Genomic DNA, 19,645 nt, shown 5'->3' with positions numbered 1-19,645 from the left:
GAAGGGGAAAACAATTTTGGTGGAGCATGGTTTTAAAGACGACAGTTTGTCTTTACATACAGATCTTTATCAAATTAATATGGCCGAAACGTACTGGAGAGACGGCATTCATGAGAAAAAAGCAATTTTTGAGCTTTTTTTCAGAAAGCTTCCTTTTGAAAACGGCTATGCGGTATTTGCGGGCTTAGAAAAAGCAATCGAATACTTGGAGAACTTCAAGTTTACTGACAGCGATCTGAACTATTTAAAAACGGAATTGCACTATGCTGATGATTTCATTGATTATTTGCGGGATCTGTCATTTACCGGATCTCTTTACAGCATGAAAGAAGGAGAGCTCGTCTTTAACAACGAACCGATTATGCGGGTCGAAGCGCCCCTCATTGAAGCGCAGCTGATTGAGACGGCTCTGCTTAACATTGTGAATTACCAAACATTAATCGCCACGAAAGCGGCCCGCATTAAAGGCGTAGTCGGTGATGAAGACGCCCTTGAATTCGGAACGCGGCGCGCCCATGAAATGGATGCGGCTATGTGGGGAGCGAGAGCGGCTCTGATCGGCGGCTTCAGCGCGACGAGTAATGTAAGAGCCGGCAAGCGTTTTAATATACCGGTATCCGGCACGCACGCTCATGCACTCGTACAAGCGTACCGCGATGAGTACACGGCTTTTAAGAAATATGCGGAGACGCACAGAGACTGCGTGTTCCTCGTCGATACGTACGATACGATCCGTTCAGGCATGCCGAATGCGATTAAAGTCGCGAAAGAATTCGGCGACCGGATCAACTTCATCGGCATCCGCTTAGACAGCGGGGACTTGGCGTACCTGTCAAAAAAAGCGCGAGAAATGCTTGATGAAGCGGGTTTCAAAGACGCGAAGGTCATTGCTTCAAGCGACCTTGATGAGCACACGATATTAAATCTGAAATCGCAGGGAGCGAAAATCGATACATGGGGAGTCGGCACAAAGCTGATTACCGCATACGATCAGCCGGCCCTCGGCGCGGTTTACAAGCTTGTCGCCATTGAAGAGGACGGCAAACTGACCGACACCATCAAGATTTCGTCGAACCCTGAAAAAGTGACAACGCCGGGAAGAAAGAAAGTATACCGGATTATCAACAAGCTGAACCACCACTCGGAAGGGGATTATATCGCTCTTTATGACGAGCGGGTAAATGACCAGAAACGTTTAAAAATGTTCCATCCCGTTCACACGTTCGTCAGCAAATTCGTCACTGATTTCTATGCGAAAGACCTGCATGAGCCGATTTTTGAAAACGGCGTTTTATGCTATGATAATCCCGAAATCACCGACATCCAGCAATACGTGCAGGATAACCTCAAACTTCTGTGGGAGGAATACAAACGGATCAGCAAGCCGGAAGAATATCCGGTTGATTTAAGCGAAGACTGCTGGAGCAACAAGATGCAGCGGATTCATGAGATCAAAAGCAAGCTGAAACGGGAACTTGAATAGAAGACAAAGCAGCCTTTCCTTTCTCTGGAAAGGCTTTTTGTTTGCGATAATATTTTTCACATTTAGACAAAATTCGTCAAATTATTTGATATACTTATGTTCGAAGGCCGCATCTAAGGGGGTAAATGAATGAAGGTGTTTGTTGCGAGACAGCCTATCTTCAACAGGAATGAACAGGTTGTTGCTTATGAACTTCTTTACCGGGAGAGCGAAGAGAACCGTTATTCGGCCGCAGACGGAGATAAAGCTACGACTGATCTCATTATTAACAGCTTTATCAACATCGGAATCGAAAAACTGACTGAGGGAAAACGCTGCTTTGTGAATTTTACAGAAAGCCTGATGTTTTCAGATCTCCCTACCTCCTTTGATCCTGACCAGCTCATTATCGAAATTCTTGAGGACATACCGATTACTCCGGCTCTGATCTCAAGATGCAGACAGCTGAAGAAATTAGGATATACATTAGCACTTGATGATTTTTACGCCATCAATCCGGCAAATGAAGAATTATTGGAACAGCTGATGAAATATATTGATATTTTAAAAATCGACTTTTTGCAATCCTCGCGTCTGGAACGCAAAAAAATCATTCAGACGTACAGCTGTAAAAGTCTGATTTATTTAGCGGAAAAAGTGGAGACAAGAAAAGATTACAAACAGGCGGCCATAGACGGCTTTCACCTGTTTCAAGGATATTTTTTCAGTGAACCGCGTGTCATCAGCGGGAATGATCTGACGTTTCATTTTCATTCTTACTACCAGCTTTTAAACGAATTAAACCAAGACCAGCCCGATATAGAGCGCGTGACGGAATACATAGAGCGGGACGTTACATTATCGTATCAGATTCTGCGTTTTTTAAACGGATCGCAGACAAGGCTGAAAAAAAAGATAGACAGCATCCGGCAGGCCATCATGATGCTTGGGCTGAATGAGATTAAGCGCTTGATTTACATTCTTTCATTCAGAGATTTAACGGCGAAAAGCCACTCAAGCCAAAAAGAAATCATTAAGATTTCCTTAATCAGGGCCAAGCTGTGCGAACTGCTTGCGAAAAGGACCGGAAGACCGCAGCCCGCTTCCTACATGCTGATCGGCATGTTTTCACTCATCGATACGCTTCTCCACAGGGAGCTGGAGGATATCGTCAAAGAACTGCCTTTAATTGATGAAGTCGGACAGGCGCTGCTCGGTTATGAAAACGATTATTATAAGATGCTCGGGCTCGTCAAAGCCATTGAATGCAACAACTGGGACTGTGACGAGTGGGGAAAAGAACTGGACAAAGAAGCAGCGTATGAATGTTACTTGCAGGCAATTGAATGGTGCCGGCAGCTGATCGTGGATTGATGCTTTAAGCCGACCACTTGAGGGCGATGATGAACCGGCTTTGCTCCCTGATCAGACTGACGCGGATGCCGTCGGGATTAAATGTCACGTCAAAGTCATTTTTGATGCCGGTCTGCTTAATGAGCCGCTTGACCGCTGCGGCGTCAGATGATTCCGCTGCGGTGAGGATGCGGCGCGCAAGCTCTTTTGACGCCGACAGCCGCGCAAGAAGCAGGCGGGCATCCTCCAGCATGCCCGCAGCGTCTTTTGCGGACGCTGTCAAAATATTTGCGGAAGCCTGGGGAGCAGGCGCAGGATTGCGGTACGGCGCGGCGAAAACAGGGCAGCATAGATACACATAATGCATGCGGCGGCCTCCTTCCTGAGATAACATTCGTTATATATGAGTATAGGCCGCGTGATCACGAGTTATGACATGCAAAAAGACCACAATGCGGGGGTTGCGGTCTTTTCGGTGTTTGTCGGTGGATATGCGACGCTGTTCGCCCATTCTGTTTTGAAATTGCGACGATGGGGACTATAGTCCTTGTCGGTTTGTCGGAAAACCGTTAAAAAAACAGCAGAACCACAAAATTGATCTGCTTCACCCCAAACGTCTGCCTTTATCATAGTTATATAGTCCTGTTCTTTAAATGCTCCATTCAGGACTATAGGATTATCGAGGTTTGCGGTGTCACGCAGATACTTTTACACATACTTTTCGGTGAAAAATCCCGCAAAAACGTTTACACTATTAGTAACAGATCAAATACCTAGGACTCGTTCACCATACACAATTCATTGATCTTTCAAAAAAAGGAGTGTGGAAACGGTGGAAAAGAAATTAGAAGAAGTAAAGCAATTATTATTCCGACTTGAAAATGATATCAGAGAAACAACCGACTCTTTACGAAACATTAACAAAAGCATTGATCAGCTCGATAAATTCTCATATGCAATGAAAATTTCTTAAAAAGACTTGGAAACAAGTCTTTTTTTTGTGCATTTTTCACCCATTTCATGGATAAAGTATTATACGATTGTTAAAAAAACAAAAACCCGCTGTCTTTCATCACCTGCATTTAGTAAAATAGAATGGGAGGGTGAAGACAATTATTGAGCAAATGTGTTTAGATGCCGAAACGATTAAAGAGAAGATGAAGGAAATTGTGGAGCACAATATATGCAATACTAACCTGAAAATGTACCTTCTGAAATTTATTGCATCAAAAGATTCATTTGGGTTTGCTGAATTGGCATATCAACATTACAAGGCGTTCAATGGCAGAGACACAGAGGCGATTTTAAACTTAGCCGTAGGTTTAGAATTATTAGTCCTGTCATACGACATTTATGATGATTTAGAAGATAATGATAATCTGAAAATGGAATGGATGAAAACAGGTCTCCCCATTACGCTGAATACTGTAACAGCTCTCTATACATTAAGTATACAGGTTATGAATCAGGTTAGTGAAAACCCGTATTTTCTTAAGCAAATTTTAAACTTTGCTTTGAATTCAATTGAGGGCCAGCAAGATGATATTTTGAATGCACCGCAAACTGAAGAAGAGTGCTTGGAAATGATTAAGAATAAATCCGGCTCTTTAACTGCAATGCCTTGCGTTATGGGAGCGATGCTGGCTACAGGAAATTTAAATCCAATCGTTCAATCATATTCGTATGAACTCGGAATAATATCCCAGATTGATAATGATTATCAAGGTTTGTTTTACTTGAATAATGATTTTGTTCAACGAAAAAATACACTTGCTTATTTATATTTAAAAAAGAGATTCAATAAAGCTTCTGAAGAAATCTTACAGTGGTATGAAAACCCAGAGCTATTCAAAACCTTAAAGACTCGAGACATAAAAAAGAAATTAATTGAAGCAGGTGTAACTCAATACTTATTGGTTTTGAAACATTTGTCGTTAAAGAAAATAAAAAGTAAGATATTTGAATTGGAAATAGAAAGAAATAAATCGGAAACTTTATTAAATGCGATTGTTAATTTAGAGGAGGATGAAAGATAATGCAGGAAATTGTAGGATACTTAACCAAAAATCCAGAAGTTTTAAATAAAGTGATTGAAGGCAATGCTAGTCTGATTGGAGTTAGCCAGGATCAAACAGATTGTGTTATAAATGCGTTTAAGGGTATAGATGTTATTTCCTTCGGCGGTGACTGGAAATATTGAGGCTGATATAAATGAAGTCCAAGTACAATAAGATTTCAGTTGTCTTAATTCTGCTTACATTGGTATATGTCATTTATCTGACTTATATAAGCACAAATAATCTCTTAGTCGGCGCCACAATTTCTGAAAATAAACAGGGCGAAATTAAAATAAAAGATGTAGAAGATTTTACAATGGCATATTACGCCGGAGTGCAAAAGGGAGATATAGTAAAGAATATTAATCACCAAAATGTAAAGTCAATTAATATTCAAATGAATAAGCTGAAAAATGTAAACTCTATGGTTGTTGATAGAAACGGTCATGATATTGAGATTAAGCTCAATTTATTTAATGACAGGAACTTCAGTACTTACTTAATACCGATAATTTTTTATGTAGTATGTTTATTTTGCTGTTTCTTCATCATCAAAATAAATGAAGAAAAAAACTTGAAATCTGCTTTGGTACTAATTGTATTTCTTTTATCTGCTTCAATTGCATATATTAGTGCTGGAGGGTCGGCAAAAGGCGATCTGCTCAGCAGATGTATCATGTTGCTAACATTAATAACTGTACCATTAAATTATCTTCTGTTTCTTTATCATTACTTTAAAGAATTAGGTACAGTGCTTTTCAGCAAAAAAGTTTTTGTTTTGTATTTATTTCCAACTATAAATATATTATTTGAATTATTTCGGTCGCGATTATTTTTTGGTGATTTTATTCCAAAATTTAATTTGATTTCGTTTTTTCTTCTTTTTTTAATTGTAGCATATTATTTTATTGTTATTTTGAGAAGAAACAAAGATACTGATCAGGCACATATTATAAAGGTGCTTGTAGTAATAAATATATTGGCATTTTCGCCTTTTTTATGTCTGTATCTTATACCATATGTATTTTTTAATGATTATTATGTCTCTTCTTTCTTAACAGCATCATTTATGCTGCTAATACCTTTTTCACTTGTATATCAATTCATGTCGAATAAAATATATAACGTTGATTTTATCTTAAGTAAGTTAAAATATTACGGCTTTTTAGCTTTAACTCCAACTATAATTCTGGTTACGACAATAGAGTTATTACGTGAGCCGGAAGAGAATTTTTACAATCTCAAACTGACATTTTTAATATACATTTTAATGTTAGCTGTTTTTTATTATAAAGAAATACTCGATTTCCGGTTTAAATTAAAAAGGGTCTCAGAAAGATTCAATTACCAAGACAGCATTTATAAGTTTACCCAATTAATCAGAAACTCATCTTCTTTAAATCAGGTTTTTGGAGAGTTAAAAACCACCATTCTCGAAGTAACTCTTACGAGTAAAGTGTATATATTTGAAGTCACGTATGACGGAAATGTAAAGGCATTTGACGAAAGAGACTCAAGTTTGATAGATGATTATCAAGTGCTTTTAAATAGTGTTACTGTTGAGATAGGAAAAATAATGGAGTTTAATCAAGGTTTCGTAATGAAAGTAGGAGAACGGGGAGATAGATCATTCGTTGTTCTCTGTTTGTCTAAAATGAATACGCCCCGCTTATCACGTGAAGAAATTTCTTGGTTAAAAACATTATCTTTTTACGTTAATGTTTCAATAGAAAACGTGATGAAAATCGAAGAACTGATGAATCATCTCGAAGATTTAAAGAAACAGGAGACAAACCCAGTCTGGCTCAAAAAGCTGATGTTTACGATCGAGGAAAAGCAGCGGTCGGATCTGGCCCGTGATCTGCATGATTCGGTGCTGCAGGATTTGATTTCTTTGAAGCGCCAGTGTGAGCTGTTTCTGGCTGATTTTAAAAGAGAAGAGCCTTGCCAGTTAGAGGTGCAGGACAAGCTTCATCAGATGAATGAGCAGATGTCGGATGTTATTTTGATGACCCGGGAGACGTGCCATGAGCTTCGGCCTCAGCTGCTGTATGATTTGGGTCTGGTCAAGGCGGTATCCAAGCTTGCCGCACAGCAGCAGGAGCGTGCGCCGTTTCATATCCGTCTGAATACGGGCCGGTTTACGGCGGCGCTGGATTTGGATACGCAGCTGAATTTGTACCGCATCATTCAGGAATTTCTTTCGAATGCCATGAAGCATTCACAGGCCAATGAGGTGCTGATTATGCTGATCAGCATTCAAAATAAAGTGATTCTGCATTATGAAGATGACGGGGTCGGGTGCAATCAGGAAGAAGGCGGCGGACAGTCGATGAGCATGGGGCTTTCGGGCATTAAGGAGCGCGTCCGGGCGCTTGACGGCCGGATGAAAATCGACACAAGTGAAGGAAATGGTTTTAAAGCGGATATTGAAATGGAATTGTAACCAATTTATCACCAAATCGACTTGGCAGAAGCCAAGTCTTTTTAATAAAATGGAAATGAATGAGTAAAAGGGAGGAAACCATGAAAAAGATACTAGTGATTGATGATCATCCGGCTGTCATGGAGGGCACCAAGACGATTCTGGAAACGGACACGAATCTTTCTGTCGATTGCCTCAGTCCCGATGCCAGTGAACAGTTCGTTCTCCGGCATGATTTTTCAGCTTACGATCTCATATTAATGGATTTAAATCTGGGTGATGACCTCAGCGGCATAGAGCTTTCCAAGAAAATCTTAAAAGAGAATCCTCTCTGTAAAATCATTGTCTACACAGGCTATGAAGTTGAAGATTATTTTGAAGAATCCATCCGCGCGGGCCTGCATGGCGCCATCAGCAAAACCGAATCTAAAGAGAAAATCATGCAATACATATATCACGTGCTCAACGGACAGATTTTAGTTGATTTCTCCTATTTCAAACAGCTGATGACCCAGCAAAAAACAAAAACGTCTTCTTCCCCTCAAAGTGAGCAGGATCGGTTAACCCCGAGAGAGCGCCATATTCTCCAAGAGGTCGAAAAAGGTTTGACCAATCAGGAAATCGCCGATGCGCTTCACTTAAGCAAGCGGTCGATTGAATACAGCCTGACATCCATTTTTAATAAGCTGAATGTCGGCTCCCGCACTGAAGCGGTGCTGATCGCCAAGTCGGATAATGTACTATAAACCTTGAAAGGAGAATGACCTATGAATCTGAATCATACATTGCTCGGCGCACTCGGCATTGAAATCACTGAAAACACGGCGGAGAGATGCGTCGCTGTTATGCCGGTGGATAAGAGGACGGTGCAGCCTTTCGGATATCTGCACGGAGGCGCGTCCGTAGCGCTGGCGGAGACTGTTGCAAGCATCGGTGCCCAGCATTTTATCGACCAGTCGAAACAGGCCTGTGTCGGGCTTGAGATTAATGCCAATCATTTAAAATCCGTGAAAGAGGGCGGTACGGTCACGGCGATTGCGGAACCCGTTCACACGGGCAGGACAACCATTGTGTACGGGATTAACATTTTCGATGAAAGAGAAAGGCTGATCTGTGTGTCCCGCTGCACGCTGGCTGTTATAACAAAATAAACAAACAGCCGGAACCCTGAATCGTCCGGCTGTTTGTTTTTACAAATATGAATCTTCTTTTCGTTTGATCACAAAGTTTCTGATCCCTTTATAATCATCCTGAACGCTTCGTTTATCAAGCGCCGTTCCCGAGTTATACGCGGCTCTGCATATGAGGTGCGCCCCGACCGGCGCCGTCAGCAGGATAAAAATGATGCCGAGCAGTATTTTTACGGAAATTTCTCCGGTCAGCATCCACAAGTAACCTAACACCCCGAGCAATATCAAATTAACGCCGAGTGTCGAGCCTTTTGAAGAGGCGTGGGCGCGTGTATACATGTCAGGAAGTCTGAGTGTGCCGAAAGACGCGACCAGGCAGATCAGCGATCCCATCAGAATACAAACGGCGACGGCCCATTTAACGATTTCGATCATTTTCGATAATCTCTCCTTTCTCCAAAAACTTAGCGAAGGCAATCGTGCCGATAAATGATAAAATGCCGAGCAGCAGAATGATGTCCAAAAAGGCCGTTGTTCTTAAGAGGATGGATACGAGCGCGGTCATGGCAATCAGATTGATGCCGATCCCATCAAGCGCGACGACCCGGTCCGGTATCGTAGGCCCTTTAATGACTCGAATGACGTACAGAAGCGTCGAAACCGCCATAATGCCGAGTGATAATTGCAGAATAAACGTAAACATCAGCGGCTCACCTCCTGAATGGCTTTCTCAAAAGAGACGCGGATGTCATGAATCGCTTTCTCCGCATCCTCAATGTCCATAGCGTGTATATAGAGAATCGACCGGTCATCGGAGATATCCATCACAAGCGTACCCGGCGTCAGAGTGATTAACAGCGAGAGCAGTGTGATCTCCCAATCCTCCGTCAGTTCCGTCTTAAACGCGAAAATGCCCGGGCGGATGTTCATCTTCGGCGAAATAACGGTTTTCAGCACGCTGACATTGGCCAGATATAATTCTTTTATAAAGATCAGCATCAGTTTGATGACCGACCATATTTTCCAAATGTAAAACGGCCGCGAGAAGAAGCGCCGGAAAAAAAACAGCGCCGCCAAGCCCGCGATAAATCCGGTAACAAATCCCGCCGCGCTGAGGCTGTTTGTAAGAAACATCCAGCAAACAGCGAGAAGAACATTTAATAATAGTTGCAAAGCCATGCCATCTACTCCTTCAAAACAGCTTCAATGTATTTTTCCGGATTCAGCAGATTCTCAGCCGTCTGATTGACATACGGTGAAACCCATTCGGTTCCGAGCCCGAACAGAAGCGACAAAAGGAGAAAAGCGGCTGCCGGATAAAGAAGCCCTTTTGCGGACCGTCCGCCCGCGCCCGGGATTTCTTTTTCTTCTCCCCAAAAAGCCGTCGTAAAAACCTTCAGCACGGAATACAGCACAAGCAGGCTCGACAAGAGAATCAATACGGAGAACAATGTTTCCCCCTGATCAAAACCGCCTTCAGCAATCTTCAGCTTGCCCACAAATCCGCTGAACGGCGGGATGCCGGCCAAAGATATGGCGGAGATAAAGAACATCCATCCCAAAACGGGATAACGGGTGATCAGGCCGCTCATTTTATGCAGACTCGCCGTGCCGGTCAGCGTGATAAGCGTTCCCGCCAGCATAAACAGCGCTCCTTTTATCAGCATATCGTGAATCAAGTAATAAACCGCTCCTTGAATGGAGGCCGGGGTGTTCATGGCGATGCCAAACAAAATCACGCCGACGGCTGTAATAATATTATAGATGACGATTTTCATGACATCCGAAAAGGCGATAGACCCGATTACGCCAAATAACACCGTCAGCATCGCAAGCCACATCATCAATTGGTGGGTAAAGCCTGCATCGTGAATGAAAATCAAGGTGAATACTCTCAAAATGGCATACAGGCCGACTTTCGTCAAAAGAGATCCGAATAAGGCCGAAATCGCAGCCGGCGGGGCGTAATAAGAGCCTGGCATCCAGAAATACAGCGGAAATATCCCGCCCTTTAAACCGAAAACGACGAGAAACAGGACGCCGATGACAGTTATCAGCCCGGTCTGGCCCGATTCGCTGATTTTCACGCTTAAATCAGCCATATTCAGCGTCCCCGTCACCGCATATAAGTAACCGACACCGATGACAAAAAACGCGGATGACACAATGTTAAACACGATATACTTCAATGATTCTCTTAATTGAATTTTCGTTCCGCCAAGCACGATCAGCATGTAGGACGCGATAAGCAGAAGCTCAAAAAAGACATACATGTTGAACAGGTCACCCGTCAAAAACGCTCCGCTTACCCCCGCCAGAAGAAACTGCACCCCTGAATAATAGAAAGCGCGCTCCCGTTTTTCTCCGATAGAGCGGAAGGAGTACAAAATGACGAGCAGCCCGATGACGGCGGTTGTCAAAACAAGCAGTGCGGCGAGCTGATCAGCGGCGAGCACAATGCCATACGGCGCTTTCCAGCCGCCGAGTGTCAGCGTCTGAATTCCGTGTGTAAAAACCGTCTGAACGAGAACGGCGCTGATGGCGATGGAGACACAGGAAGCGGCAGTGCTGAATATCCGCATCAGCATTACGTGCCTGTTCATAAAAATCAGCAGCACTGCGCAAAGCAGCGGCACCAGAATAGGCAATATCACAAAGTTATTCATGTTGATCATTTCCCCTCATTCGATCCATATCGTCCGTTTTCAGTTCCTGATAGGCGCGAAACGCCATCACAAGCAGGAAGGACGTGACGCCGAACGAAATAACGATCGCCGTCAGTATGAGTGCCTGCGGCAGCGGATCGACAAACGATGTGCTTTTTCCGCCCAGTATGGGAGGGGCGCCTTTTTTCAGTCCGCCCATGGTCAGAAGCAGCAAATGGACGCCGTGGCTTAAAAGCGCGGTGCCGATAATTACGCGCAGCAGACTTTTAGAAAGCAGCAGGTAGGTTGCCGCCATAAACAAAATACCGGCAATGACAGACATTAAGATTTCCACTATTCTTCCTCTCCAATCGTTTGAATAATGGTCATCGTCACGCCGACAACAACGAGATACACACCTAAATCAAACAAAGTGGCCGTCGCAAGCTCCGTATTCCCGAGCACCGGGAGATGAAAATGGCCGAATGTATGGGTGAGAAAGGGCGCTCCGAAAAAGAACGAACCTGCACCCGTTGCAATCGCGATAAGCAGACCCGCGCCCGCTACATAAATAAAATTGACGGGCAAAATCGACTTGACGGTTTTTAAATCAAAGGCCAAAAGCAAAAGCACAATGGCCGAAGATGTAATCAGCCCGCCGACAAATCCCCCGCCGGGAGCGTTATGCCCCGATAAAAATAAATAGAAAGAGAAAAGCAGAATAATAAAAGATACAAGTTTCGTTGCCGTCTGAAGGATGATGTCGTTTGTTTTTTGCTGTCTCAACGCTCTTCTCCCTCCTCTTTTACTTTCGTTCTGATCATGCCGTAAATGCCGAGTGCGGCAATCGACAGCACCGTGATTTCAAACATTGTGTCAAATCCCCTGAAATCAACGAGGATGACGTTGACGATATTATTGCCTCCGCCAAGCTTATGGCTGTAAGCTGTGAAAAAAGAGGCGATACTGTCTTTTGTTTTTTCGCTGGAAGACGCGATTCCGAGCATTGTCACGATGACGCCGACACCGAGAGAAATGATAAAATTCGTCAGCCGGAATGTTCGGGTCTTCTTTTTCCGCCGCATTTTCGGCAGATGATAAAAACAAAGAAGAAACAAGGCGACGGATATCGTCTCAATGACAAGCTGCGTGAGCGCCAGATCGGGCGCTCTGAAAATCACGAAAAACAGCGCGAGCGTATACCCGACAACTCCGAGTGCGATAATGGCCGTCAGCCGCGATTTGGCGAACACAGTCGCAATCGTTGCGCTCACCATAACGAGCGACAGCACGATTTCATACAGACCGATCTCAGCCATTCCTTTCGTTGTCATGGAAAAGCCGCCTTTCATCACGAACGCCGCTCCGATGAGAATGATAAACGCCGCAAAAATATACAGCAGATAATCCCGCAAAAATCCGGTCATATAAGATGACGTCAGCTGGTAAGATCTTTTTTCCATACTGCCCGTCACCGCATTGTAAAGCCGGTTCAGCGTCAGTTTTTTCGGAAACAGACCGTATATCCGCTCCCATTTAGACAGAGACACGTAACCGATCGTGCCGACAATGATAATGCCGACGGTCATCAGCACTTCAGCCGTCACACCGTGCCACTGGGAAATGTGGACATGGAATGTATCTCCGCCGGTTAACAGAGCCGGATAAATGGAATTCATCGCCGGTTCAATCAGGCTGTAGGACAAAACATTCGGTGCGAAAAACAGACTGACGGCGCAAGCGGCAAGAATCACCGGCGAAATCAGCATGCCGAGCGGAGCTTCATGCGGCGTCTTTTCAAGCTGATCCGTTTTGCGCGCGCCACTGAACGTTCTGAAAAACAGCTTCATGCTGTAGATAAACGTGAAGACGCTGCCGATCCACGCCAGAACGGGGAACAGCACGCCCCACGTATCCAGGCTGAAAATATCTGCATGAGCAATCCGCAGCATACTTGTAAAGAACATTTCTTTACTTAAGAAGCCGTTAAAAGGAGGGAGGCCGGCCATGGAAAACGTTCCGATCAATGAAACGGTAAACGTTATCGGCATAAGCGCCATCAGTCCGCCGAGCCTGCGGATATCCCTCGTTCCCGTTTCATGGTCGATAATGCCGACCGCCATAAATAAACTTCCTTTAAAAGTAGCATGGTTAATTAAGTGAAACACAGCCGCGGTCACAGCTGCCGTGAAATACTCCGAATGCTGAAAGTGAAGCGCGGCGGCTCCTGCGCCGAGCATCGATACAATCATACCGAGCTGGCTGACTGTGGAAAAAGCCAGAATCGCTTTTAAATCGGTTTGTTTAATCGCGTTGAAGGAAGCCCATACCATCGTGATCAGACCGACTGAGGCAACCGTCCAAAACCAGACGGGTGAAAACGCAAAAACCGGACTGAATCTGGCAATCAGATAAATGCCCGCTTTCACCATTGTTGCCGAGTGCAGATAGGCGCTGACAGGAGTCGGGGCTTCCATGGCATCAGGAAGCCAGATGTAAAACGGAAACTGCGCTGATTTCGTAAAGGCCCCCAATAACAGGAGAACCATTGCCGGAATAAAGAACGGATGGCCGGCGATAATATGCACCTGGTTGACCATTTCCCTGATACTGAATGAGTCCGTCATCAGATATAGCAGGATAAAGCCGCCGAGCATGCACAGTCCGCCGCCGACGGTAATCAGCAGTGATTTTTCCGCCCCGTAGCGTGATTTCTCCCGCTTATGCCAATACCCGATTAATAAGAAGGATGACAGGCTTGTCAGCTCCCAGAACATATAAAGCACAATGACGTTATCGACGAGCACAACGCCGAGCATCGCACCCATAAACATCAGCAGGTACACGTAAAAGGGGCCGAGCTTTTCTTTGTCCTTCGATAAGTAAAAAATACTGTAAAGTGTCACCAGAGAGCCGATGCCCGTAATCAATAAAGCGAATAACAGCCCGAGTCCGTCAATATAAACGGTATAGTTAATACCGAGGGAAGGAATCCATTCGGCCGCATACCGGACGGTTTCTCCCGCCATTGTCAGCGGGAGCTTGCTGATAAAGTAAACAAACAGCACAACGGGCAATATCAGCACAAACCAGCCTGTATGGACTTGTTTTACCCGTTTATAAAGAAAGGGAACGATAAATGCAAATAAAAAAGGCGCCAAAATCGCGAAATGTAACAGCTGCAACAGAAGACCTCCTTTGCTTGTTTTTCATCAAGCAACTGCTTTATGTAAGAGTGAAAAAATCAATTCACGGTCATAGGACCCAGTACAAATTATATCGCACTTTTTTTTACCCTGCTACGGCATAATGTATTCCTCTCTATGTTTTTGTGGTCTTTTGAACCTAAAATTAATTTATCAAATATCCGGATCTTTGTATATACATTTAGCTTTCAGATCAAGCTTTACAAAAGGAGCTGGTCAGATGAAAAGAAAGGCGGCGGCCTGTATTGGAATATTTTGTTCTATTATTGCAGGAACATTCATAGCGGACGATTTCTGCAAAGGGAGGCAGGAGACGGAGGCAGATGAATGGGAGTATTTTTTTCTCGGGACAGAATACGCGAACGACAAGCTGAGTGCGGCTGAATCAATGCAAAAGCCGTTTCAGCCGCGTGAATATATTAGAATCGTTTATAGATGAAAAGAGTTCCGGCATCAGGGCGCGGAACTCTTTTTGTATGATGATCAGCGTTTTCCTTTAATATAAGGGATGCCGTTGGCTTTAGGCGCATCCGCGCGGCCGATGAACCCGGCAAGCGCGAGAATGGTCAGAATGTAAGGAGCCATCAGCATGTATACATTCGGAATGTCTTTGAACAGGGGCAAAAGCGAGCCAATAATGCTCAAACTCTGCGCAAATCCGAAGAACAGCGCAGCCCCGAGCGCGCCGATCGGATGCCATTTGCCGAAAACAAGCGCGGCAAGAGCGATAAAGCCTTGTCCGGAAATGGTGGAGTGCGTGAAATCAAGCGCGATTGTAGAAGCATACACACCGCCGCCGAGGCCGCCGAACAGCCCGCTGATCATGACGCCGATATAGCGCATGGCGAACACGTTGATTCCCATCGTATCTGCCGCCATCGGGTGTTCTCCGACAGAACGGATGCGAAGGCCGAACGGTGTTTTGAATAAAATAAACCAAGAAACAAAGGCCAGTACGATGGCTAGAATCGAAGTATAATATACGTCTGAAAAGAAGATCTTTCCTAAAATCGGAATGTCGCTTAACCCCGGAATGTTCGTTTTGTAAAAAGGCTCCGGGATTTTATCAGTCTGCGCCTTGCCGTATATCAGCTTAACGATAAACAGCGTCGTTCCTAACGCGAGCATATTGATCGCCACCCCGGTTACCGTCTGATCGGCGCGGAAAGAAACCGCGGCAGCCGCGTGAATCAGCGAGAACAGTCCGCCGGCAATCATAGCCGCAGCCAGGGCGAGCCACGGGGCAGCGGCGCCGAGCTCACGTCCGAAAAATAAGTTGAACATGACGCTTGTAAAGGCGCCGATAATCATCAGGCCTTCCAGACCGATGTTGACAACCCCCGATCTTTCAGAAAACACGCCGCCGAGAGCGGTTAAAATAAGCGGAGCCGCATAAACGAGTGTGGCCGGGACAATTATGGATAAAATCTGCAGGAAGTCCACTTACTTCGCCCCCTTTTTCTTCAATTTATCAAGGATGAGCCGGATGGCGTAGCTTGATGCCACAAACAAAATAATAATGGCGATGACGATGTCAACGACTTCAGAAGGCACACCGGATTCAATCGGCATATTTAAGGCGCCGACTTTAAGGCCGCCGAGAAGACAGGCCGCAAGAACCACGCCGATTGCCGTGCTGCCCCCTAGAAGCGCAACCGCGATGCCGTCGAAGCCGACTCCGGTAAACGCGCCTTTAACCGCCGCGTATTGAAAGGTTCCGAGTCCTTCCATCGCCCCGGCAAGCCCCGCGAAGGCGCCGGAAATCATCATGGCATACATCATATTTTTTCTGACGCTCATTCCGGCGTATTGTGCCGCGTGCTGATTAAAGCCGACAGCCCGAAATTCGAATCCGCTTTTTGTTTTATGAATGATAAACCACATGAAGACTGCCGCAAACAAAGCGATCAGTATCCCCCAATGAAGGCGGGAGTAGTCTGTCAGCTGCTCTAAAAACGGCGAGCGGAGCGACGCGCTTTCATGAATTTTGTCTGTTTTGTCCCTGTGGTCCGTCATGACATCGGATATGAGGTAATTGGTTAAATGAAGAGCGATATAATTCATCATGATCGTGACAATCACTTCGTGAACAAAAAAACGGGCTTTTAAAAATCCGGGAATCAGCCCCCAAATGCCTCCCGCGGCAGCAGCCGCCAATAACGAAAGCGGGAGGTGGATGTAAGCGGGAGCGTCAAAGGAAGTCCCGACCCAAACCGCGGCCGTCCAGCCGACAAGGAGCTGTCCCTCAACACCGATATTGAACAGGCCGGTCCGAAATGCGAACGCCACGGCCAATCCGGATAAAATATAAGGCGTAATCTGCCGGATCGTTTCCCCGAGATAATACATTTCACCGAAAATGCCGTTCCAAAGAGCCGAATACCCGCTTGCGACATTGTAGCCGCTGGCAAGCATGATGACCGCGCCCGCAGCCAGACCAAGAATGATTGCAATCAGCGGCACAGCCAGATGAGAAAGTCGATTAATCATGTATGTTCCCTGCCTCCATTTGCTTACTTCCCGCCATTAAAAGACCAAGCTCCTGCTCGTCTGTTTCCGGCGGATTGACGTTTGCGATGATGCTGCCTTCAAAGATGACGGCGATGCGATCGCTGAGATTCATGATTTCATCAAGCTCAAAAGACAACAGCAGCACAGCTTTACCGGCGTCACGCTGCTCAATGAGCTTTTTATGGACGAATTCAATCGCGCCGACATCGAGCCCCCGCGTCGGCTGGGCGGCAATTAATAGGTCGGGATTTCTGTCCACTTCCCGGCCGATAATGGCCTTTTGCTGATTTCCTCCCGAGAGAGAGCGCGCGGGCGTATATTCATCAGGCGTTCTGACGTCGTATTCTTCAATCAGGCTTCGCGCTTTGTCATAAATCGCGTGTTTATTTAATATGCCGAAAGAAGAGTAGGGCTTTTGATAATAACTTTGCAGCACGATATTTTCTCCGATCGGAAAATCTAGAACGAGTCCATGTTTATGCCTGTCCTGGGGGATATGCCCGATTCCTGATTCAGTGACTTTCCGCGGCGGCATGTTTTGCAGCTGTTTGCCGTTTAACGTGATCGTGCCGGCATGTGTTTTTCTGAGACCTGTAATGGCTTCGATTAATTCAGATTGGCCGTTGCCGTCAACGCCCGCAATGCCGACGATTTCACCGGCTCTGACAGAGAGGGAGAGCTGTTTGACCGCCTCAACTCCGCGCGCGTCTTTCACCGTTACATCAGAAAGCGAAAGCACTTCCTGTTTCGGTATAGCCGGCTGTTTATCCGTCTTGAATGAAACTGCGCGTCCGACCATAAGGCTTGCCAGTTCATCCTGATCCGTATGTGCGACATCGAGTGTTGTAATGCCTTTTCCTTTCCGGATGATGGTGACACGGTCGCAGACTTCCATGATTTCTTTTAATTTGTGGGTGATGAGGATAATGGATTTTCCTTCATTGACCAGGTTTTTCATAATCTGAATCAGTTCTTGAATTTCGTGCGGGGTCAGCACCGCGGTCGGCTCGTCAAAAATGAGAATGTCCGCGCCCCGGTAGAGGGTCTTTAATATTTCCGCCCGCTGCTGCATACCGACAGATATATCGGCAACTTTAGCTTCAGGATCAATCTGCAGGCCGTAACGGTCGGAAATATCGCGCACGTCCCGGTCGGCGCGCTGTCTGTCAATCCGTCCTAATTTTTTCGGCTCTTTTCCGAGAATAATATTTTCTGAGACAGTAAAGGTATCCACGAGCATAAAATGCTGGTGCACCATTCCGATGCCGAGATCGTTGGCTTTGTTCGGGCTGTTGATGTGAACACGTTCACCCCGCACCCGGATTTCACCTTTTTCCGGCTGATACAGGCCGAATAAAACGTTCATGAGTGTCGATTTCCCCGCGCCGTTTTCCCCGAGCAGGGCGTGTATTTCACCTTTTTTCACTTGAAGTGTGACGTCATCATTGGCAACGATTCCGGGAAACTCTTTGCGTATATTAAGCATTTCAATGATATAATCCACCGATTTGACGCTCCTTTTCAGAGATGCTTTGATGAAAAAGCTTGGCAAAAGAAAAGCTGCAAGAGATGCAGCTCTTCCTTCACCGCTCTTTCCAAAAAAGAGAGGGGATAAGCACGAAAGTCTCCTTATCCCCTGATTCTTACTCAGCCTTGAAAGATTTCAATTCTTTTTCAGTTGAAGGGATCTCGAGTCCGTCCGCGATTTTCTTCTTCCAATCGTCTGTTGCTTTGATGACATCGTCAGAAAGGTTTTCCTTGTGATCCGAGATGCCGACTGCATCCTGTGCCAATCCGTAAGTTAATGTTTTGCCGCCCGGGAATTTGCCGTCACTTGCTTTTTTCGTTAAGTCCTTCACGGCTGTATCCACTTTTTTGATCATTGATGTGAGCGTGACATTGTCTTTTGTGCCTTCAACTTGACCTTCCGCATACTGGTCTTTATCAACGCCGATGACCCATACGTTGCGTTTCGGATCTTCTTTTTTAAGGTTTTTGGCTTCCGTGAAGACGCCCGTACCCGTTGCGCCGGCCGCGTGATAAATGACGTCAACGCCTGATTTGTACATGCTTTCAGCCGTCGCTTTGCCGACATCGGCTTTGTCGAATCCGCCCGCATATTTCACTTCGACGGCCGCTTTCGGATTTGCGGCTTGTACACCGGCGCGGAAGCCGATTTCGAATTTTTTGATCAATTCAGACTCCATTCCGCCCACAAATCCGACTTTTCCCGTTTTGCTCGATAACGCAGCCGCTACTCCCGCGAGGAATGAACCTTCCTGCTCTTTAAATGTAAGGCTCGCCACGTTGTCTTTTTTGACAACGGCATCAATAATCGCAAAATTCGTGTCTTTGCGCTGATCGGCGATTTCGCTGATGGAATCCTGCATCAGGTACCCGACGCCGTAAATCAGGTCAAAGTGTTCCCGTGCTAATTTATTTAAGTTCGTTGTGTAATCTGCATCTGATTTTGATTGGAGATAGTCAAACCCGCTTTTGCCTTTTGTAAGCCCCTTGTCTTTTCCGAATGCCTGAATGCCTTCCCAGGCGGACTGGTTAAATGATTTGTCATCGACTCCGCCGATATCCGTGACCATGCCGACGGTAAAGTTTTTGCTGCCGGAGCCGTTTGCTTTGTCACTCGAACCGCATGCGCTTAATAGGGTTCCGGCCGCCGCGATGAGCGCTACCGCCATTCCGATTTTGCGTTTTTTCAAAGATATAACCCCCCTGTAAAATATGGCTGATGCCGTTTTTTTCAGACTTGAGCCGCCGACAGGATACAGAATCGAAAAAACTTTCTGATAATAGTGATGAGACGTCTCTCTTTTTCCCGCTTTGAGCGGCTGTCTCGTG

The 19,645-nt window shown here is 45.5% G+C and carries 21 protein-coding genes; 9 read left to right on the top strand and 12 right to left on the bottom strand.

Annotated features, from left to right (window positions below; translation table 11 throughout):
* Positions 1-16 precede the first annotated feature (16 nt).
* Both AADZ70_RS10490 and AADZ70_RS10485 read left to right on the top strand, forming a co-directional pair.
* A complete protein-coding gene (locus tag AADZ70_RS10490; RefSeq protein WP_095241408.1) occupies positions 17-1,483 on the top strand; it encodes a nicotinate phosphoribosyltransferase in 1,467 nt (488 codons plus the stop codon).
* 129 nt (positions 1,484-1,612) lie between these two features.
* The gene (locus tag AADZ70_RS10485; RefSeq protein ID WP_342007004.1) at positions 1,613-2,836 is read left to right on the top strand and encodes an EAL and HDOD domain-containing protein; all 1,224 of its coding nucleotides are present in this window, start codon (positions 1,613-1,615) and stop codon (positions 2,834-2,836) included.
* A gap of 4 nt (positions 2,837-2,840) precedes the next feature.
* Here AADZ70_RS10485 and AADZ70_RS10480 read toward each other — a convergent pair whose 3' ends face one another.
* The gene (locus tag AADZ70_RS10480) at positions 2,841-3,182 is read right to left on the bottom strand and encodes a hypothetical protein (protein ID WP_045925849.1); all 342 of its coding nucleotides are present in this window, start codon (positions 3,180-3,182) and stop codon (positions 2,841-2,843) included.
* Between the two features lie 465 nt (positions 3,183-3,647).
* On the opposite strand from AADZ70_RS10480, the gene degQ reads away from it, so the two are divergent.
* From degQ to AADZ70_RS10450, 6 genes are all read left to right on the top strand, one after another.
* Positions 3,648-3,788, top strand: coding sequence for a degradation enzyme regulation protein DegQ (degQ, locus tag AADZ70_RS10475; RefSeq protein ID WP_013353398.1), 141 nt, complete (start codon positions 3,648-3,650; stop codon positions 3,786-3,788).
* 151 nt (positions 3,789-3,939) lie between these two features.
* On the top strand, positions 3,940-4,851 hold the full coding sequence (locus tag AADZ70_RS10470) for a polyprenyl synthetase family protein (protein ID WP_029575319.1): 912 nt from the start codon (positions 3,940-3,942) through the stop codon (positions 4,849-4,851).
* Positions 4,851-5,015 carry a competence pheromone ComX gene (gene comX, locus AADZ70_RS10465; protein WP_007613432.1) on the top strand — a complete coding sequence of 55 codons (165 nt, stop codon included), beginning with the start codon at positions 4,851-4,853 and terminating at the stop codon, positions 5,013-5,015. Before AADZ70_RS10470 ends, comX begins: the two co-directional genes overlap by 1 nt.
* An 11-nt stretch (positions 5,016-5,026) precedes the next feature.
* Entirely contained in the window at positions 5,027-7,318 is a 2,292-nt protein-coding gene (locus tag AADZ70_RS10460; protein ID WP_016938116.1) for a histidine kinase, read from the top strand.
* A gap of 80 nt (positions 7,319-7,398) precedes the next feature.
* A complete protein-coding gene (locus tag AADZ70_RS10455; protein ID WP_016938117.1) occupies positions 7,399-8,043 on the top strand; it encodes a response regulator transcription factor in 645 nt (214 codons plus the stop codon).
* Between the two features lie 21 nt (positions 8,044-8,064).
* Positions 8,065-8,448, top strand: coding sequence for a hotdog fold thioesterase (locus AADZ70_RS10450; RefSeq protein WP_049627263.1), 384 nt, complete (start codon positions 8,065-8,067; stop codon positions 8,446-8,448).
* Between the two features lie 39 nt (positions 8,449-8,487).
* Here AADZ70_RS10450 and mnhG read toward each other — a convergent pair whose 3' ends face one another.
* The 7 genes from mnhG to AADZ70_RS10415 are packed head-to-tail and all read right to left on the bottom strand — an operon-like array spanning position 8,488 to position 14,257.
* Positions 8,488-8,862, bottom strand: coding sequence for a monovalent cation/H(+) antiporter subunit G (gene mnhG / locus AADZ70_RS10445; protein ID WP_016938119.1), 375 nt, complete (start codon positions 8,860-8,862; stop codon positions 8,488-8,490).
* Entirely contained in the window at positions 8,846-9,130 is a 285-nt protein-coding gene (locus tag AADZ70_RS10440) for a Na(+)/H(+) antiporter subunit F1 (RefSeq protein ID WP_016938120.1), read from the bottom strand. The genes mnhG and AADZ70_RS10440 overlap by 17 nt, the downstream gene beginning before the upstream one ends.
* A complete protein-coding gene (locus AADZ70_RS10435; protein ID WP_016938121.1) occupies positions 9,130-9,606 on the bottom strand; it encodes a Na+/H+ antiporter subunit E in 477 nt (158 codons plus the stop codon). Before AADZ70_RS10435 ends, AADZ70_RS10440 begins: the two co-directional genes overlap by 1 nt.
* Before the next feature lie 5 nt (positions 9,607-9,611).
* Complete coding sequence (locus AADZ70_RS10430) at positions 9,612-11,093, bottom strand: Na+/H+ antiporter subunit D (protein WP_049627261.1); 1,482 nt, start codon at positions 11,091-11,093, stop codon at positions 9,612-9,614.
* Positions 11,086-11,427 carry a Na(+)/H(+) antiporter subunit C gene (locus AADZ70_RS10425; protein WP_003152063.1) on the bottom strand — a complete coding sequence of 114 codons (342 nt, stop codon included), beginning with the start codon at positions 11,425-11,427 and terminating at the stop codon, positions 11,086-11,088. The genes AADZ70_RS10430 and AADZ70_RS10425 overlap by 8 nt, the downstream gene beginning before the upstream one ends.
* The gene (locus tag AADZ70_RS10420; RefSeq protein WP_016938123.1) at positions 11,427-11,858 is read right to left on the bottom strand and encodes a Na(+)/H(+) antiporter subunit B; all 432 of its coding nucleotides are present in this window, start codon (positions 11,856-11,858) and stop codon (positions 11,427-11,429) included. The genes AADZ70_RS10425 and AADZ70_RS10420 overlap by 1 nt, the downstream gene beginning before the upstream one ends.
* Complete coding sequence (locus tag AADZ70_RS10415) at positions 11,855-14,257, bottom strand: Na+/H+ antiporter subunit A (protein WP_342007003.1); 2,403 nt, start codon at positions 14,255-14,257, stop codon at positions 11,855-11,857. The genes AADZ70_RS10420 and AADZ70_RS10415 overlap by 4 nt, the downstream gene beginning before the upstream one ends.
* A 241-nt stretch (positions 14,258-14,498) precedes the next feature.
* Between AADZ70_RS10415 and AADZ70_RS10410 the strand changes: the two genes are divergently transcribed.
* Entirely contained in the window at positions 14,499-14,717 is a 219-nt protein-coding gene (locus AADZ70_RS10410; protein ID WP_047476990.1) for a hypothetical protein, read from the top strand.
* 44 nt (positions 14,718-14,761) lie between these two features.
* On the opposite strand, the gene AADZ70_RS10405 is transcribed toward AADZ70_RS10410, so the two are convergent.
* From AADZ70_RS10405 to AADZ70_RS10390, 4 genes are all read right to left on the bottom strand, one after another.
* Positions 14,762-15,721: an ABC transporter permease gene (locus AADZ70_RS10405; RefSeq protein WP_049627257.1), complete on the bottom strand. Its 960-nt coding sequence runs from the start codon at positions 15,719-15,721 to the stop codon at positions 14,762-14,764.
* Positions 15,722-16,768, bottom strand: coding sequence for an ABC transporter permease (locus AADZ70_RS10400; RefSeq protein WP_047476991.1), 1,047 nt, complete (start codon positions 16,766-16,768; stop codon positions 15,722-15,724).
* Entirely contained in the window at positions 16,761-18,293 is a 1,533-nt protein-coding gene (locus tag AADZ70_RS10395; protein ID WP_342007002.1) for an ABC transporter ATP-binding protein, read from the bottom strand. The genes AADZ70_RS10400 and AADZ70_RS10395 overlap by 8 nt, the downstream gene beginning before the upstream one ends.
* Before the next feature lie 139 nt (positions 18,294-18,432).
* A complete protein-coding gene (locus AADZ70_RS10390; protein WP_342007001.1) occupies positions 18,433-19,506 on the bottom strand; it encodes a BMP family protein in 1,074 nt (357 codons plus the stop codon).
* Between the last annotated feature and the right edge of the window lie 139 nt (positions 19,507-19,645).

The sequence above is a fragment of the Bacillus sp. YBsi01 genome, from assembly GCF_038406745.1.
In the GTDB taxonomy this organism is placed as follows: Bacteria; Bacillota; Bacilli; order Bacillales; family Bacillaceae; genus Bacillus; species Bacillus siamensis.
This window is presented reverse-complemented; position numbering and strand designations above follow the sequence as displayed.